Below are 17,087 nucleotides of genomic sequence, written 5' to 3' on the forward strand. Positions count from 1 at the left end.
ATTCGCACACTTCTACTCCAACTTTGTCAAAGGTTTAACAACCAAACGATTTTAATTGTTCCTTAACAAATGTTTCAGTATAGCATTGTAGTAGAAAATGCTTCATCACTTCTATTCTGAATAATTAAAACAAACGCGCAGAAGGTTCGACTCCTTCAATTATTTAATAAATGAGTATTGGTTTAACGCACTAGAATTCGGCTCTAGTAACAGACTTTTAATCTGTATTTATCGCCTGAAAAAGGCACCATTAGAAACAAAAAAGCTAAAAAGTTTTCTTTTCGAATAAAGAATTTATTTCGTTGAAATGAATTTGAAATAAGATCAAAAACTTGCTCAAAACCTGAATTTGAAACTTTAGTTGATGATTGATTTCAAAAGTTTAAAAATAAAAAATCAAGTCAAAATGATTTGAAAAAAGTTAAAAGTAAGAAATCAAAAGAAGCTGCTCAAACTTCAAATTCCGTTTTAAAAAAGGAAAATGATTTAGCTTTTTTAATTAAAAATTTAAAAAAAAGATTCTGCGACAAAGGAGAAATATAAAATAGTAAAAACCTATAAAAAATAATAAAATGAAAAAATTAGCAATTAACAACCAAGAAATTGGAATCTATATCAAAAACAACGAAATCGAAAAAGTTTACTCAAAAGGAAACTATTGGATTTTGTTTAATAAAAACATCGAAAAATTAAACATCAACGAAATAATTGATGAAAAATACCACACAATGTTTTTAGAAAATGAAACTTTGAAATCGATGGTAGATTTTATCGAAGTATTACATAACGAAGTGTTGATTATTTACAAAAACAATCAATCATACGATTCATTTTACAATAAAAACGTGATGATTTGGAAAAATTCAACTCAATTAAAAGCTGTAAAATTTGATTTGAATTCTACTGAAGAAATTAAAAATTTAACAAAAAGAGAAATTGATATTTTGAGAAAAGCTGGTGCAATCCGTATCATTTCTGTTACACCATATTTCGAAGGAATTTTGTTCAAAGACAATGAATTTAATTCAGTTTTAAAAGCTGGTGAATACCAATTTTACAACAACGAAACTAAAATTTCGATGGTTTCTTTTGATATGCGTCCGCAAACAATTGAAATTTCAGGACAAGAAATTCTGACAAAAGATAAAGCGCAATTGCGAATCAATTTTATGGTAAATTATCAAATTACTGATTTGTTAAATGCTTATCAATCGAACAAAGATTTCGAAAAAATGATTTATCAAGCGATTCAATTAGGTTTGAGAGAATTTATTGGAAACATGAATTTTGATGATTTGATGTCGGATAAAAATTCGGTAACGAATTATATCATTCAAAAATATCAAAATCAATTCCAAGAAATTGGTCTAAAATTGATTGACGCAGGTATGAAAGACATTATTCTTCCAGGAGAAATAAGAGAAATTATGAACCGCGTTTTGATTGCCGAAAAAACGGCTCAAGCCAATTCGATTACCCGTCGTGAGGAAACTGCTTCGACAAGAAGTTTGTTGAACACTGCGAAATTGATGGAAGAAAACGAAACGTTATGGAAATTGAAAGAGATGGAATACATCGAAAAAATCGCGGATAAAGTGGGAGAAATCTCAATTTCTGGCGGATCGAATGTATTAAATGAACTAAAAACAATGTTTACGAAATGAAACCAATCATTATAAATAAATTAAAAGAAATAGAAGATAAATATAACGTCAAAATTCTTTTTGCTATAGAATCTGGGAGCCGCGCTTGGGGCTTCCCTTCTACTGACAGCGATTACGATGTTCGATTTATTTACAAACGAAAAATTGAAGATTATCTAAAAATTGACCCAATTGATGATTTTATTGATTTAGAAATTATAGATGAACTGGATTTTAAAGGTTGGGATATTCAAAAAGTTTTGCGCTTAATGTTGAAATCAAATTCGAGTATTAACGAATATTTACAATCTCCGATTCATTATATTTCTGATGAAATTTTCGAAAAAGAATTGTTCAATTTAGCTGCTTCACAATTCAATTCTCAAAAAGTTACCATGCATTATTTGGGAATTACAACAAAGCGATTGATTGAAATGGAACATCAAAACGAAATTAAACTCAAAAGTTTGTTTTATACTTTACGTTCGGTTCTTTCAGCGAAATGGATTGTAGAAAATAAAACAATTCCTCCGATGGAATTTGAAAAATTAAAACATTTAATCGGAGATAAAACAATCGAAAACCGAGTGGATAAATATCTTGAAATCAAAGCAAATGTTGATGAAAGTTTTAGAATTTCGAAAAATGATGAACTTTTCGATTGGTTAATTAATTTGAAAAATGAATTAAAAATCGAAACCGAAAAATTACCAAAAATTGAATTTGATAAAAACAAAATCAATGTATTTTTCATTAAAACCGTAACAAAATGAAACTAACAATAGAAGATCTAAAAAGTCAAAATTTAATTCTATTTGAATGTATAAGCGGAAGCAAAGCCTATAATTTGGCAACTAAAAATTCGGACACTGATATTCGTGGCATTTTTTATTTACCTAAAAATGAATTTTATGGTTTCGAATATCAAACGCAAGTGAGCAACGAAACCAATGATATTGTATATTATGAAATTGGTCGATTCATTGAATTATTATTGAAAAATAATCCGAGTTGTTTAGAAATCCTAGCAACTCCAGAAGAATTTGTTCTGTATAAATCGCCTTTGTTAGATGAATTAAATTATAAAGAGTTTATCACATCAGAAGTTGAGAAAACATTTGTTGGATACGCCTTGAGTCAAATCAAAAAAGCAAAAGGATTGAACAAGAAATTTCTAAATCCAATAGATGAAATCAGAAAAACCGTTCTTGATTTTTGTTATATTATTGATGATAACAAAACCATTTCTTTTGTTGATTGGATGAATTCAAATTCTTACAAACAAGCGTTTTGCGGACTAAGTAAAATCAATCATTCGAAAGATTTATTTGCGCTTTATTACAACGAAAAATCGAATTATAAAGGAATCGTAAAAGATAAAAATAATGATGATATTCGTTTGAGTGAAATTCCTAAAAATGAAAAACCAATTGCCTATTTCATTTTCCAAAAAGATGAATATTCCACTTATTGCAAGCAATACAAAGAATATTGGGATTGGATGAAATTGCGAAATGAAGATCGTTACACAACAAACATTGCGCATGAAAAAAATTACGATAGTAAAAATATGATGCACACGATTCGTTTGTTAAAAGTTGCGAAAGAATTAGTGGAAACAGGAAACCTAAATGTAAAACGAACAGAAGATCGTGACGAATTATTAGCGATAAAAAACGGAGATTTTTCTTATGAAGAAGTAATCGAAAAAGCTGAAAATTTACAACGAGAAATTGAAGAAAAATCTAAACTAAATTTTCTTCCAACCGAAATAAACTCTTCGAAAATGGAAGAATTTTTAATCAACCTTAGAACCAAATTATATGAAAACAACTGAACAACAAAATAAACCGATCAATGGAAACGATTTGATTGCCTTGGGTTATCCTGAAAACGAAATTTTAGGAATTGCCTTAAAAATCAACAAAAAAAGAAATGGTTACACAAAAGCCGAAATGCTTGATAAATATGCGCAAGTTTTTTCTTCGCCACAAGATTTTTTAGAAGATAAAATTTTCAAAACGCTTGCAAAAGGCTTTATCGATGGAATTCATTTACCAAATCAAGATGAAAACTTGATTGAATTGAATGAAAATCCAACCGATTTCAAAATTTATGGTGCGGAAAAAATTGAGGACGGCGCTTTAGAACAAATGAAAGTCGCCATGAAACTTCCTGTTACCGTTGCTGGCGCAATTATGCCTGATGCGCATCAAGGTTATGGATTACCAATTGGCGGAGTTTTAGCAACCAAAAATGCGATTATTCCTTATGGTGTCGGCGTTGATATTGGATGTAGAATGGCTTTATCGATTTATGATTTACCTGCTTCTCATTATTTTGAACATCACGATTCATTAAAAGAAACTTTGATCAAAAATACAAAATTTGGTGCAGGACATGGTTTTCATGGTCAATACAAAGCTGAACATCAGATTTTAGATGATGCAAAATTCGAGACGAATTCATTTATTCAAAATTTAAAAGATAAAGCGTGGTCGCAATTGGGTTCTTCTGGTGGAGGAAATCATTTTGTAGAATTTGGTTTGATTGATTTCAAGGAAGATGATGAAAAACTGAACATCAAAAAAGGTTCATATTTGGCTTTGCTAACGCACTCTGGATCGAGAGGTTTTGGCGCTACAATCGCTGGACATTATACAAAAATTGCAAAAGAAATTTGTAAACTTCCGTACAAAGCACAGAATTTGGCTTATTTAGATTTAGATTCAGCCGAAGGTCAAGAATATTGGATTGCGATGAATTTGGCGGGTGAATATGCTTCAGCTTGTCACGAAATTATTCATCAAAAAATTGCAAAATCAATTGGTGCTGAAGTTTTAGCGAAAGTAGAAAATCATCATAATTTTGCTTGGAAAGAAATTTACAATGGCGAAGAAGTCATTGTTCATCGAAAAGGTGCAACGCCAGCTTCTAAAGATATAATGGGAATTATTCCAGGTTCTATGACTGCGCCAGGATTTTTGGTTCGAGGAAAAGGTGAAGAAAATTCGATTCATTCTGCTTCGCATGGAGCTGGTCGACAAATGAGCCGAACACAAGCGATTAAATCATTATCTCAAAATAAGATAAACGATTATTTGAATTATTTTGGAATTACATTAATTGGTGGTGGAAAGGATGAAGCGCCAATGGCATATAAAGATATTCACGAAGTAATGGCTGCGCAACAAGATTTAGTAGATGTTGTGGCTACTTTTACACCTAAAATGGTCAGAATGGCCGATGACGGATCGAGAGAAGATTAAAAAAATGCCTGAACAATTGTTCAGGCATTTTATATATTATAGATTAAATCCAATCTTTTGGATGTTTCAAAACATCGACTAATTTATATTCTTCCGAACCTTCTTCTGGCTGATGATTATAATGCCATTGCACATGTTTTGGCAAACTCATCAAAATAGATTCAATTCGACCATTAGTTTTCAAACCAAACAAAGTTCCTCTATCATGAATTAAATTAAATTCCACATAACGACCTCGTCTAATTTCTTGCCATTCCTTTTGTTCAGCAGAAAATTCATCATTTTTATGTTTTTCAACAATCGGAATATACGCCTCCAAAAATGAGTTTCCTACTTCTGTTACGAAATCATACCATTGTTCAACTGTTTTTTCTGAAGTTGGTTTCAAGTAATCAAAGAACAAACCTCCTATTCCACGCGCTTCTTCTCGATGCGTATTCCAAAAATATTTATCACATTCTTCTTTATACTTCAAATAAAAAGCCGCATCATGCGCATCACAACTTTTTTTACAGATCGTATGCCAATGCATCACATCTTTTTCATCCAAATAATATGGCGTCAAATCTTGACCTCCTCCAAACCATTGATCGACAATATTTCCTTCTTTGTCATACATTTCGAAATACCTCCAATTCGCATGAGTCGTCGGAATATGTGGACTTGTTGGATGAATAACCAAACTCAATCCGCAAGCAAAAAATTTACCCGATGAAACATTCAACGCTTTTTGCATTGTTTCTGGTAATTCTCCATAAACTTTCGAGATATTAACGCCAGCTTTCTCAAAAACAGCTCCGTCTGTTAAAACACAAGAAAGACCTCCGCCGCCTTCTTCGCGTTCCCAATTATCTCGTAGAAATTTGGCTTTACCATCAACTTCTTCAAGTTTGGCAATAATTTTATTTTGTAAGTCTTGTATATATTGAAAAAATTGATCTTTCATCATAAATATTTTTGCAAATATAGAATGATTGATAACGATTCGAAAGAAGATTAATAATTAACTTCTCACAAATGCATATTGAAATGGAATTTTTATAGTGGTTTCTATATATTCTCCTTCATTATTCTTTGCTGGAATAATTTTATATTTACCTCCTTTAATTCTCTCATTTAACCTAAATAAAGACTTTTCTACAATATCTTTCGTGTCCTCACTTCCTTCAAAATCAGAAATAGAAATTATACCATTTTCATCAAAAATAAAATTGAATTTAGCTTTAAGAAGGTAATTCGTAATTAAGTTTCTCGACCTTAATTCCATGCTTACCATTTTATAAAAATCTTTTCTAAAATTTTGTTTAAAGCATTTATTTAATTCTTCATTTCCCTTCTGTTCAACTTTTTTACAACTCAGATATATCAAAGGAGTTTTTATAGGTTCTTGCGAAAACAACATTATGCTAATACAAACAAAAAATACAAATAAATATTTCTTCATATCGTTAAAATTAATTCATATTATTTAAAACTATTATTATTAATAGCTATTCATAATCTAATTTCAATAAATTATATTTATTAATATAAAAATTTAAAAAATTCAGATATAAAATCATATTTTACTTATAACAAAAGTTTTATCCAATTAAAATCATTTAAACGATTTAATTTTAAATCAAACCAATAGCAATCAAAAAAAGTTATTAACAATATTATTCACAAAAGAAATCTTTCTATACCTTTGCAAAAGAAATTTTATAAAACAATATATAAATGTCACAAAACGGAATTCCATCGGTTAATTTAGCAGACTTTTTATCTGATGATCCTGCAAGAAAACAAAAATTTGTCAACGAAATTGGTCAAGCATACGAAGAAATAGGATTCGTTGCTTTGAAAGGACATTTTTTATCTGACGAATTAGTTGAAAATTTATATAAAAGCGTTCGCGAATTTTACGCTTTACCTACAGAAACAAAACAAAGTTATGTAGTAGAAGGAATTGGTGGTCAACGCGGTTATACAGCTTTCGGAAACGAACATGCAAAAGGTAGAACTGTTGGTGACTTGAAAGAATTTTGGCATTTTGGGCAGTATTTATCTGAAGAAGATAAAGCTAAATACAACTATCCAGAAAATGTTGATGTAAACGAAGTTCCAGGTTTTAACACTTATGGTGAAGAAACATACAAACAATTAGAAAAAACAGGAGTTTACGTTTTACGTGCTTTGGCTTTATTCTTAGGTTTAGACGAGTTTTACTTTGATGATAAAGTAAAAAACGGAAACTCTATTTTGAGAGCAATTCACTATCCTCCTATCACGGAAGAGCCTAAAGATGCGGTTCGCGCAGGTGCTCACGGTGATATTAACTTGATTACATTGTTAATGGGAGCGCAAGGTCGTGGATTACAAGTACAACGTCACGATGGAACTTGGGTTGATGCAATTGCTGCTGACGACGAATTGGTAATTAATGTTGGTGATATGTTATCTCGTCACACAAACAACAGATTGAAATCGACAATTCACCAAGTGGTTAATCCAGAGAAAGAATTATGGGGAACATCTCGTTTTTCTATTCCATTCTTTATGCACCCAGTTTCTGAAATGGACTTATCTGTTTTAGATGATTGTATTACAGAAGAAAATCCAAAACAATTTGAAGATATTACAGCTGGAGATTTCTTGACTCAGCGTTTAAGAGAAATTGGTTTAATTAAATAAGCCATATTTAATCTATTATTTCATAAAAAAGAGAGTTGACAAAATCAACTCTCTTTTCTTTTACATGCCTCTTACGTACATGTTGTAGTTAAAAATATCCAAACACAACAAGGTGTATTTATAATCATTTTTATTGATATCCACTTCCAAAACTGGATCCGAATTATAAAATCTAATCTTTAGATTATCATTCTTATCCAATAATAGATAAATGGAAGAAATCGTTGGACGAATATCATTCATCCAATTTTTCAAAGATTCTTTTGAATCTTTAATCAACTCAAATTTTTGAAAATATTCTTGAAAAAAATTCTCCAAACGTTGCACTTGTGTCAAACGATCCAATTCACGATATAAGTCAATAAAAACACATAATTTTTCGCGCTTTGGACAAACACACGGATACGGGTGTTCGCCATTATAAAACCATCTCTGCCACTTTTTACAAGACGTCTCTTCTATCGCTTTCTCAAATTCATCTTCATACTTTAAAAGCCACCAATTCATACGGCAAATTCGTAAATTACCTTTTGATAATTGCAAAAGCTCGTCTATGTAAGCGCTAACGTTTAACATCAATTAAAAATTTGAGTCTTGCTAATTTACAATTTTTCTGATTGAATTTTAATGTTTTAAGAATAATTTTTCAAATTTTAGAATCATAAATTGCTCATCAAATAAAACGTTATAAAAGAACATTTTTTCCTCCATCGTTTTATTTTTCATTTGCACATTTCGAACTGGAATTAAGATGTTAAATTGAAATTTTCTATCTTTTTCAAAGTGATTGACAGCCGCATAATAAATCAAATTGTACCACGAATCAATTGGTGCATAAATTCCATAAAAGTCAGGATATAGCGCATCTGCTTCATCTTTGTAAACATTGGTAATCGAATAATTATCAATCTCAAATTTCGAAACACATTTGTAGGTTGTTAACTTAGAACAAATTGAAATGTCTTGTACATATTTTACCGAATCCAATTTCAGTCCAAATTCGTCCATTTTATAATCTTCAAACTTATTAATTGTAGGATCTACCACAATTTTTTTGTTCGGAAATTCTAAACTTTGTTTTTGGATATCTTGTGAAATAGTATCGTATATTTTAGCTCGAATTTGATTTGGGTTAACATTTTGCGCATCAACAAATAACACAATATGTAAGGAAAAAACCAATAAAAAAAGTCTCATTTTGGCGTTTTTGGTTTAAAATTTGTTTAAATTTATGAAGTCTTTACGATTCAAAATCAAATTTAGTTGAAAAGATTTCAAATCTTATCATTTCATCATCTTTTCGTAAATAAATAGTTAAAAAGGTGTTAAAGTACGTTTTCACGTAATTACATTTTAACTATTATTGTTTATTTTTAATGGGTTAATATAAAGTTTAATATCCGACAACAAACGATTTATATAAATATTTTCTATATCTATTATAAATAAAATCTTTTACAATTTCTCCAAATAAGACATAAAAGTTAGACATTTGCAGTGTCAAATAATTTATTCATAGATAGTAAGACAAAGAGTAGCAACGAGTATAACGAAATTGATTTATGAAGTTTGAAATTACTCGCACTCTTTTTACTTTTTAGAGTTTTTTATAGTAGTTTAGGTTGGTTAGTAATCCGTTCACTTTGAACGGATTATTTTTTTATAGCTTATTTATAAAATCTTTCAACAAATTATATACTTTTTCGGAGTAACTCAAATCCAAACTTTCAGCTGTATCATTGGGATCATGATAAAATCCTTTTCCTCCTAATGTGTAAATAAAAAACGACGGAACTCCTTTTAGATAAAACGGGCAATGATCAGAATTACATGATTCTCCTCGAGTTTTAACTTCTTTTAGATATTTATTTGTTAGATTTAATTCAACTAATTTTTCAAATTGATTTTTAAAAACTTTACCATTCACAACCTGAATTCCCTGATCTCCAGCTCCCATAATATCTAGGTTTACAAGAAATTTGATTTGACTTAATGGAAAAAGTGGATGATTGACATAATAATCTGCACCTAAAATTCCCGCTTCTTCACCAGCAAAAGCCATAAAAACCGTTCTGTAATTAGGTTGATGTTTCGAATAATACTTCATCAGTGTCATCATCATCGCTGTTCCGCTCGCATTATCACTCGCTCCAGGAAAAATAGTTTGTCCAACTTTCCCTAAATGATCATAATGAGCCGAAATCACAATTAAGCTATCATTATTTTTTCCGTCAATATAACCAATTATATTATTTGCCTCGAATGAATTATTCAATTCTGAATCAATAGAATAATCGTTTATTTTTAAATTTTTAGAATAAAATTTATCTGAAATAATAAATTCTGAAATCGAAGATTGTCGCTGACTAAGACTTGATGTTAATTTATCTGAAGTAAATCTAAAAATCGCCCGATTTTGATTCTCATCTTTCTCATAAATATTCGCCCATTGTTTGTAATATTTCTGAATAGAATCCACAGAAGTCACTAAAGGCGGCAAAATAATATGTTTCCCTTTTTGCAATTCATCATCTTTCACAATAAAATCTCTCGTTTTATCTTTCGATTGAAAAGATTCGATATAGGCTTTTGTGTCAAAAATATAAAAAGGTAAATTCGTTTTCGAAATTGATTTAGAACTTGGTTTTACAATAAAATCTATTCCATATTTCAATTCTTTTCCATTAATTTTCAGTTTTGCATCTTTAATAACATTAATCGGAAAAGTAAACATTTGATTATAATTACTAGAAAAAGATTTCAATTCATTTTTTTGAAATTCGTTTTGTAAATAAATTCCAGCATTTGTCATTCCATTTTCTACATAACCTCTACCAGCAAACGAATTTGACGTAAGTGAATCTAAAATTGTTTTAAAATATTTTTGATCAAAGGTTTGCGCATTTCCGATTGCAATTGCAAAACACGAAATCAAACCAAATAATATCATTTTTATCTTCAGCATTTTAATCATTTTATCATCCAAAAAATATTCTATTCTAAGATAATTATCATTTTAACAAAAAAAATCAATTATCTGTATTAAGTCAACAACAAATTTAAAAAATCTTTAAAAAGTAAATCAAATTAATACTACTATAAATTTTATATCTTGCATTATTAAGTTATCATAATAAAAACAACAAATCACAATTAAATGAAAGAAGTCGTAATCGTTTCAGCTGTTCGTACAGCAATGGGATCTTTTTTGGGAAGTTTATCTAACGTTCCAGCTACAGATTTAGGCGCAACAGCTATTAAAGGAGCTTTAGATAAAATCAACTTAGATGGATCTTTGGTTGATGAAGTATATATGGGAAATGTATTGCAAGCTGGTGAAGGACAAGCGCCTGCTAAGCAAGCAATGATAAAAGCAGGTTTACCAAATACGATTCCTGCAACAACGGTAAACAAAGTTTGTGCTTCTGGTATGAAAGCTGTGATGTTTGCTACGCAAGCAATTCGTTTGGGTGATGCAGATGTTGTAGTTGCTGGAGGAATGGAAAACATGTCAATGGTTCCTTTTTATTCGCCAAATGCAAGAACTGGAAATAAATACGGAAATACGGTTTTGTTAGATGGAATTGTGAACGATGGTTTGCAAGATTACTACAGCAAAGAAATGATGGGACTTTTTGGAGATACTTGTGCAACTGAGTTCAATATTTCTCGTGAAGAACAAGATGAATTTGCAATCAATTCTTACAAAAAATCTGCTGCAGCTTGGGCTGCTGGAAAATTTAACAACGAAGTTGTTCCTGTAGAAATTCCTCAACGCAAAGGAGAACCAGTTATTTTTAAAGAAGATGAAGAATATAAAAATGTAAACTTTGATAAAGTTCCAGGTTTACGTGCAGTTTTCTCTAAAGACGGAACTGTAACTGCTGCAAATGCATCTACAATCAATGATGGAGCTTCTGCTTTAGTATTAATGTCTTTGGATAAAGCAAACGAATTAGGATTAAAACCTCTTGCAAAAGTTATTGCTTATGCTGATGCTTCTCAAGAACCTTCAAAATTTACAACTGCGCCAGCTAAAGCGGTTGAAAAATTATTGAAAAAAGCAAATATGAAAGCTACTGATGTTGATTTCTGGGAATTTAACGAAGCTTTTTCAGTTGTTGGAATTGCAAATACTAAATTATTAAATCTTGATGCTTCTAAAGTTAATGTAAATGGTGGTGCGGTTTCTATCGGTCATCCACTTGGAAATTCCGGATCAAGAATTTTGGTTACATTATTAAGCGTTTTAGAGCAAAACGGAGGAAAAATTGGAGGTGCAGCTATCTGTAATGGCGGCGGTGGAGCTTCTGCAATGATTATCGAAAAAATTTAATTTTAGATCAAATACACGATGAAAGCGTCTAATCTGTAGACGCTTTTTTATCTTTTGAAATTAAAATACTTGTAAAAAATCTGAAAAACATTCGACATTTATTATAATTGGCTTAAAAACCTTTTCTATATTTGTTGGATTGAACAAACACTTTTGTATGGAATATTTAGAATTTGAACAACCTATCAAAGATTTAGAAGAACAGTTACAAAGCTGTCAAATCGTCGGCGAAGGAAGCGGTGTTAACATCAAACAGGCTTGCGTTGAAATTGAAATTGCAATTGAAAATAAAAAGAAGGAAATCTATGGGAATTTAACACCATGGCAACGTGTACAATTGTCTCGTCATCCTTCTCGCCCTTATACTTTAGACTACGCTTACGCGATTACAGATAACACGTTTATCGAGATTCACGGAGATAGAACTTTTGCTGACGACAAAGCAATGGTTGGTGGTATGGGAAAAATCAATGGTCAAACTTTTATGATTATTGGTCAACAAAAAGGGAAAAATACCAAAGAAAGACAATATCGTCGTTTCGGAATGTCTAATCCAGATGGTTACCGCAAAGCTTTACGATTGATGAAGTTAGCAGAAAAGTTTAATATTCCTGTCTTGACTTTAGTTGACACTCCTGGTGCATATCCTGGTTTAGAAGCTGAAGAAAGAGGTCAAGGTGAAGCTATCGCTAAAAACATCTACGAAATGTTGAAACTTACAGTTCCTATCATTACAATTGTAATTGGTGAAGGAGCTTCAGGTGGAGCATTAGGAATTGGAGTTGGAAACAAAGTTTTCATGTTAGAAAACACTTGGTATTCTGTAATTTCACCAGAAAACTGTTCTACAATTTTATGGAGAAGTTGGGATTACAAAGAGCAAGCTGCTTCGCAAATGAAATTAACTGGTCCTGATATGTTAGAATTAGGATTAATTGAAGATATCATTCAAGAACCGCTTGGTGGAGCACACTACAAACCAGAAGTTGCGTACACAAACTTGAAAAATAAAGTTTTAGATACTTACAACGGATTGAAAAAACTTTCTCCTAAAGAATTACAACAACAACGTCAAGAACGTTACATCAAATTCGGAGAATTTTCAGGATAAAATATTGTTTTACAATAATACTTATTGTAGAATATACGATTTTAAAACGAGATATAAAATTAGTTATATCTCGTTTTTTTATTTAATTTTGGAACTCTTATGGAACAAGCAAATTATAATCCCGAAATACCAGCTAACAAGCACAATGTCATTGGTTTAGAGAAAGGTAAACTTCCTCCACAAGCTGTTGATTTAGAGCAAGCTGTACTTGGCGCGATGATGATTGATAAAAAAGGGTTGGACGAAGTCATTGACATTCTTACGCCGCAAGTTTTTTATCGTCCAGAGCATCAGGCGATTTATGCTGTCATTCAAAAATTATTTAACGATTCAGAACCAATTGATTTATTAACGGTTTCAAATGAGTTGAAAAGTGAGGGCAAATTAGATCGTGTTGGAGGTGATTATTATTTGATTCAATTAACGCAAAAAGTTTCTTCTTCTGCGCACGTGGAATATTATGCTCGTGTAATTCAAGAAAAATACATCCTTCGTCGTTTAATTGAGATTTCGAATCAAGTCATTGAAAAATCATACGATGATACTGCCGATGTATTTGATTTATTGGATTATTCAGAATCTAAATTATTCGAAATCACAGAAGGTGGAATCAAGCGTAGTTATTCGGAAGCAAGAGATTTGGTAACAGAAGCTATTGATAAAATTAAAGCCCAATCTACCAAAGAAGGAATGTCTGGTTTATCTTCTGGATTTACAGAAATTGACAAAATTACTTCGGGTTGGCAAGAATCGGATTTGATTATTTTAGCCGCTCGTCCTGGTATGGGAAAAACCGCTTTTATCCTTTCGATGGCGAAAAATATGACTGTTGACAAAAATATTCCGGTTGCTGTTTTTTCATTAGAGATGTCTTCTGTTCAGTTGATTACACGTATGATTTCAGGTGAAACTGGAATTTCGGGTGAAAAATTGCGTAAAGCAAAATTAGCCGATCACGAATGGAAACAATTATATACAAAAGTAAAAGGTCTTGAAAATGCTCCTTTATATATTGACGACACCCCTGCCCTTTCGATTTTCGATTTAAGAGCAAAAGCACGTCGTTTGGTTTCTCAACATGGTGTAAAAATGATTTTGATTGACTACTTGCAGTTGATGACTGCTGGTGGAAAAGCAAATGGAAACCGTGAGCAAGAGATTTCGATGATTTCGCGTTCCTTAAAAGCGATTGCGAAAGAATTAAGTATTCCTGTTATTGCACTTTCGCAGTTGTCTCGTTCGGTAGAAACTCGTGGAGGGAGTAAACGCCCTTTACTTTCGGATTTACGTGAATCTGGAGCGATTGAGCAAGATGCCGATATCGTTTCTTTTATTTATCGTCCCGAATATTATAAATTGGAATATTGGGATGATGAAAGTGAACCTTGTGCTGGGCAAGCTGAGTTTATCATTGCAAAACACCGTAATGGTGCGTTAGAAAATGTACGTTTACGATTCATTAATGAACAAGCTAAATTTACCGATTTAGAAACTTCATTTGGTGGAGATTTCGAAATTCAAAGTTCGATGAATGATGGTTCTCAAGAAATGGGAAGTGCAATGAATTTATCTGCTATTGATCCTTCTGATGCTTTTGGAGATTTTGGCGGAGAATTCACAAGTTCAATGAACAACGACGACGATAATTTACCGTTTTAGAAAATAATTTTCATTAATAAATATTATCTCAAGCTGAATTTATTTCAGCTTGAGATCATTATATTTTTTTATAATAGATAATTTAACGATAATCAACAAACTAGATGTAGAAATCGTTATTTTTTAAATTTATTTTATTAATTATATATGTGATTCTGAAACGAGTTCAGAATGGTTTCTGCTACAATTAATTGTTTTATCAAATTTGTCAAGGAATCTAAAACCTTAAGCATTTCGAAAATAGAAATTTCTTAATTCAGCAAACAATCATCTAGCTCAAATTAATATAAAAACTAAACAATCAACTACATTTAGTTTTATTCAACAAACTATCAGTTTTATTTATCCTAAAAGTTTTGTTAGGAACGAGAATTGCTACAACTTTGTATACATTAAATAAAGAGTGAAATGGCAAGTTCAATCAGAACATTAAATCCTGCTACAGGTAAAATAGAAAAAGAATTTCAAGCCTACACAAGCGAAGAAATCAATCAATATATAGACGACGCAAACGAATTATATCAAACATGGCGATTCGAATCTTTCGAAGAAAGAAAAGCTGTAATGAAACGTGTCGCAAACGAAATGCGCAAGCAAAAAACTCGATTAGCTGCTTTGATTACAACAGAAATGGGAAAACCATTGTATGAGAGCGAAATCGAGATTGATTACAGTGCAAATATTATCGAATATTACGCTGATAATGCAGAAGAATTCTTAGCAAATGTTCCTTTACAAACAGAAAAAGGTGACGCTTATGTGGTTTCAGAACCAATTGGTGTGTTGTTAGGTGTTATGCCTTGGAATTTTCCTTTTTCTCAAATTGCGCGTTTTGCTGGACCTCACATTATGGCTGGTAACACAGTTGTTTTGAAAACGGCTTCTAATATTCCGCAATGTGGAATCGCTTTCGAAGAAATGTTTACAGCTGCTGGCGCTCCAAAAGGTTTGTATAAAAACTTGTTGATGTCAGGAAAAGACACAGATACAATTATCAATAATCCAAAAATTGTTGGTGTTTCTTTAACTGGTTCCGAAGCCGCTGGTGCAGAGGTTGCAAGTATCGCTGGTAAAAATGTAAAACCTTCGGTTTTAGAACTTGGTGGTTCTGATCCAATGATTGTTTTGAATGATGCGGATATCGAAAAAGTGATGAACGGAACAATTAATGGTCGTTTACGTAATGCTGGACAAGCGTGTACTTCTTCGAAACGTATTATTGTACAAGAAGGTATTTACGACGAATATTTGAAAAAAATTACGGATTATGTAAACGGAATGAAAGTTGGTGATCCTACACAGACAGATACCAACATGGGACCTGTAAGTTCGGAAAGTGCATTAGAAAAATTATTGGATCAAATTAATGATTCAGCTAATAAAGGAGCAACAATTGTTTCAGGAGGAAAACGTATTAATCGTGATGGTTTCTTTTTACAACCAACAATTTTGACAGATTTAAAACCTGGAATGAAGGCTTATGACGAAGAAGTTTTTGGACCTGTGGTTTGTATTTGGAAAGTGAAAGATGTAGAAGAAGCAATCAAAATTGCGAATGACACGCCTTATGGATTAGGTGCTTCTATTTACACAGAAGATGTTCCGAATGCGGAGAAAATCGCTCGTAGAATAGATTCGGGAATGGTTTACGTAAACAAACAAGTTTCATCAAGCCCAGATTTACCTTTCGGAGGTGTTAAACATTCAGGTTACGGACGAGAGCTTTCTAAAGCTGGAATTATGGAATTTATCAATAAAAAATTAATCATGATTGCGAAATAATTTTTCAATCATATCTTAATAATAAAAAAATGCAACTTTTATGAAGTTGCATTTTTTTATTGAATAAATCCTTGTTTTTGTTCCATTTGGTCAATTTTGAAAAGAATTAAATCACGCATAATTTTTGCTCGATTTTTTGCTTCATTTGCTATTTCTCCTTCAAAATTTTCGTCAATTATTCCGTACCATAATTCAATCCAACGCTCGAAATGGTGTGGTTTTAATTTCTCCTTTTGACTCAAAACCAAATGTGTTCGCATTGGCCAGCCTTCAAAAGTTGCTTTTCCTAACAAAACAGTTTCCCAAAACTGAATCATATGTGGCAAATGTTCGTCCCAATTTACCTTTGCAACTTCCGAAAAAAAGTAACCAATTACGTCATCTTTTTGCACTTTATCATAAAACGTATTTACCAATAAAGCAACATCTTCTGAAGTTTCGATATCTTTTTTCATTAAAACAAATTTACAAAGAACTTAATTCAATTCATCAATGTTTTTAATCACGAAAAAATGCAGTAATTTTACGGTCTCATAAAAATGAATAGAATTGGATAGCAATAGACAACAAAAAGTAAGTAAATTATTTCAAGAAGAATTAGCAGAAGCTTTTAG

General features: G+C 31.4%; 16 protein-coding genes. 10 read left to right on the forward strand and 6 right to left on the reverse strand.

The genetic code is table 11. The features are described 5' to 3' along the window. Positions 1-411: 411 nt before the first annotated feature. The 5 genes from B2217_RS02385 to B2217_RS02405 are packed head-to-tail and all read left to right on the forward strand — an operon-like array spanning position 412 to position 4,912. The gene (locus B2217_RS02385; protein ID WP_291122053.1) at positions 412-543 is read left to right on the forward strand and encodes a hypothetical protein; all 132 of its coding nucleotides are present in this window, start codon (positions 412-414) and stop codon (positions 541-543) included. A 29-nt stretch (positions 544-572) separates the two neighbouring features. Next, positions 573-1,664, forward strand: a complete 1,092-nt coding sequence (locus B2217_RS02390) for a slipin family protein (protein WP_291122054.1) — start codon at positions 573-575, stop codon at positions 1,662-1,664. Then, positions 1,661-2,416 (forward strand): nucleotidyltransferase domain-containing protein, encoded by a 756-nt coding sequence (locus B2217_RS02395; RefSeq protein ID WP_180906203.1) that lies wholly within the window; start codon positions 1,661-1,663, stop codon positions 2,414-2,416. Before B2217_RS02390 ends, B2217_RS02395 begins: the two co-directional genes overlap by 4 nt. Next, on the forward strand, positions 2,413-3,480 hold the full coding sequence (locus tag B2217_RS02400; RefSeq protein WP_180906202.1) for a DNA polymerase beta superfamily protein: 1,068 nt from the start codon (positions 2,413-2,415) through the stop codon (positions 3,478-3,480). The genes B2217_RS02395 and B2217_RS02400 overlap by 4 nt, the downstream gene beginning before the upstream one ends. Then, on the forward strand, positions 3,467-4,912 hold the full coding sequence (locus tag B2217_RS02405) for an RtcB family protein (protein WP_180906201.1): 1,446 nt from the start codon (positions 3,467-3,469) through the stop codon (positions 4,910-4,912). Before B2217_RS02400 ends, B2217_RS02405 begins: the two co-directional genes overlap by 14 nt. 43 nt (positions 4,913-4,955) lie before the next feature. On the opposite strand, the gene hemF is transcribed toward B2217_RS02405, so the two are convergent. Then, positions 4,956-5,858, reverse strand: coding sequence for an oxygen-dependent coproporphyrinogen oxidase (gene hemF / locus B2217_RS02410; RefSeq protein ID WP_180906200.1), 903 nt, complete (start codon positions 5,856-5,858; stop codon positions 4,956-4,958). Positions 5,859-5,915: 57 nt separating this feature from the next. Beyond that, entirely contained in the window at positions 5,916-6,356 is a 441-nt protein-coding gene (locus tag B2217_RS02415; RefSeq protein ID WP_280045998.1) for a hypothetical protein, read from the reverse strand. 275 nt (positions 6,357-6,631) lie between these two features. On the opposite strand from B2217_RS02415, the gene B2217_RS02420 reads away from it, so the two are divergent. Next, complete coding sequence (locus B2217_RS02420; protein WP_280046000.1) at positions 6,632-7,585, forward strand: isopenicillin N synthase family dioxygenase; 954 nt, start codon at positions 6,632-6,634, stop codon at positions 7,583-7,585. A 60-nt stretch (positions 7,586-7,645) separates the two neighbouring features. On the opposite strand, the gene B2217_RS02425 is transcribed toward B2217_RS02420, so the two are convergent. From B2217_RS02425 to B2217_RS02435, 3 genes are all read right to left on the reverse strand, one after another. Further along, complete coding sequence (locus B2217_RS02425) at positions 7,646-8,092, reverse strand: hypothetical protein (RefSeq protein WP_038334650.1); 447 nt, start codon at positions 8,090-8,092, stop codon at positions 7,646-7,648. A gap of 117 nt (positions 8,093-8,209) precedes the next feature. Continuing rightward, on the reverse strand, positions 8,210-8,782 hold the full coding sequence (locus tag B2217_RS02430) for a hypothetical protein (protein ID WP_280046002.1): 573 nt from the start codon (positions 8,780-8,782) through the stop codon (positions 8,210-8,212). Positions 8,783-9,245: 463 nt separating this feature from the next. Continuing rightward, positions 9,246-10,550, reverse strand: coding sequence for a M28 family metallopeptidase (locus B2217_RS02435; protein WP_280046004.1), 1,305 nt, complete (start codon positions 10,548-10,550; stop codon positions 9,246-9,248). 192 nt (positions 10,551-10,742) lie between these two features. Between B2217_RS02435 and B2217_RS02440 the strand changes: the two genes are divergently transcribed. From B2217_RS02440 to B2217_RS02455, 4 genes are all read left to right on the forward strand, one after another. After that, positions 10,743-11,921, forward strand: a complete 1,179-nt coding sequence (locus tag B2217_RS02440) for a thiolase family protein (RefSeq protein WP_180906196.1) — start codon at positions 10,743-10,745, stop codon at positions 11,919-11,921. A gap of 157 nt (positions 11,922-12,078) precedes the next feature. After that, the gene (locus B2217_RS02445) at positions 12,079-13,032 is read left to right on the forward strand and encodes an acetyl-CoA carboxylase carboxyltransferase subunit alpha (protein WP_280046006.1); all 954 of its coding nucleotides are present in this window, start codon (positions 12,079-12,081) and stop codon (positions 13,030-13,032) included. A gap of 99 nt (positions 13,033-13,131) precedes the next feature. Beyond that, entirely contained in the window at positions 13,132-14,691 is a 1,560-nt protein-coding gene (gene dnaB / locus B2217_RS02450) for a replicative DNA helicase (protein ID WP_115001280.1), read from the forward strand. A gap of 408 nt (positions 14,692-15,099) precedes the next feature. Next, positions 15,100-16,473, forward strand: coding sequence for an NAD-dependent succinate-semialdehyde dehydrogenase (locus B2217_RS02455; protein ID WP_180906195.1), 1,374 nt, complete (start codon positions 15,100-15,102; stop codon positions 16,471-16,473). Positions 16,474-16,529: 56 nt separating this feature from the next. Here B2217_RS02455 and B2217_RS02460 read toward each other — a convergent pair whose 3' ends face one another. Next, positions 16,530-16,928, reverse strand: coding sequence for a group III truncated hemoglobin (locus tag B2217_RS02460; protein ID WP_180906194.1), 399 nt, complete (start codon positions 16,926-16,928; stop codon positions 16,530-16,532). Positions 16,929-17,087: the final 159 nt, after the last annotated feature.

Source organism: Empedobacter sp. UBA7620, from assembly GCF_002484185.1.
Taxonomy (GTDB): domain Bacteria; phylum Bacteroidota; class Bacteroidia; order Flavobacteriales; family Weeksellaceae; genus Empedobacter; species Empedobacter falsenii_C.

Coding starts and splice junctions, on each gene's coding strand:
- B2217_RS02390 (WP_291122054.1), top strand. CDS start 573: ATGAAAAAATTAGCAATTAACAACCAAGAAATTGGAATCTATATCAAA.
- B2217_RS02395 (WP_180906203.1), top strand. CDS start 1,661: ATGAAACCAATCATTATAAATAAATTAAAAGAAATAGAAGATAAATAT.
- B2217_RS02400 (WP_180906202.1), top strand. CDS start 2,413: ATGAAACTAACAATAGAAGATCTAAAAAGTCAAAATTTAATTCTATTT.
- B2217_RS02405 (WP_180906201.1), top strand. CDS start 3,467: ATGAAAACAACTGAACAACAAAATAAACCGATCAATGGAAACGATTTG.
- hemF (WP_180906200.1), bottom strand. CDS start 5,858: ATGAAAGATCAATTTTTTCAATATATACAAGACTTACAAAATAAAATT.
- B2217_RS02415 (WP_280045998.1), bottom strand. CDS start 6,356: ATGAAGAAATATTTATTTGTATTTTTTGTTTGTATTAGCATAATGTTG.
- B2217_RS02420 (WP_280046000.1), top strand. CDS start 6,632: ATGTCACAAAACGGAATTCCATCGGTTAATTTAGCAGACTTTTTATCT.
- B2217_RS02425 (WP_038334650.1), bottom strand. CDS start 8,092: ATGAATTGGTGGCTTTTAAAGTATGAAGATGAATTTGAGAAAGCGATA.
- B2217_RS02430 (WP_280046002.1), bottom strand. CDS start 8,782: ATGAGACTTTTTTTATTGGTTTTTTCCTTACATATTGTGTTATTTGTT.
- B2217_RS02435 (WP_280046004.1), bottom strand. CDS start 10,550: ATGCTGAAGATAAAAATGATATTATTTGGTTTGATTTCGTGTTTTGCA.
- B2217_RS02440 (WP_180906196.1), top strand. CDS start 10,743: ATGAAAGAAGTCGTAATCGTTTCAGCTGTTCGTACAGCAATGGGATCT.
- B2217_RS02445 (WP_280046006.1), top strand. CDS start 12,079: ATGGAATATTTAGAATTTGAACAACCTATCAAAGATTTAGAAGAACAG.
- dnaB (WP_115001280.1), top strand. CDS start 13,132: ATGGAACAAGCAAATTATAATCCCGAAATACCAGCTAACAAGCACAAT.
- B2217_RS02455 (WP_180906195.1), top strand. CDS start 15,100: ATGGCAAGTTCAATCAGAACATTAAATCCTGCTACAGGTAAAATAGAA.
- B2217_RS02460 (WP_180906194.1), bottom strand. CDS start 16,928: ATGAAAAAAGATATCGAAACTTCAGAAGATGTTGCTTTATTGGTAAAT.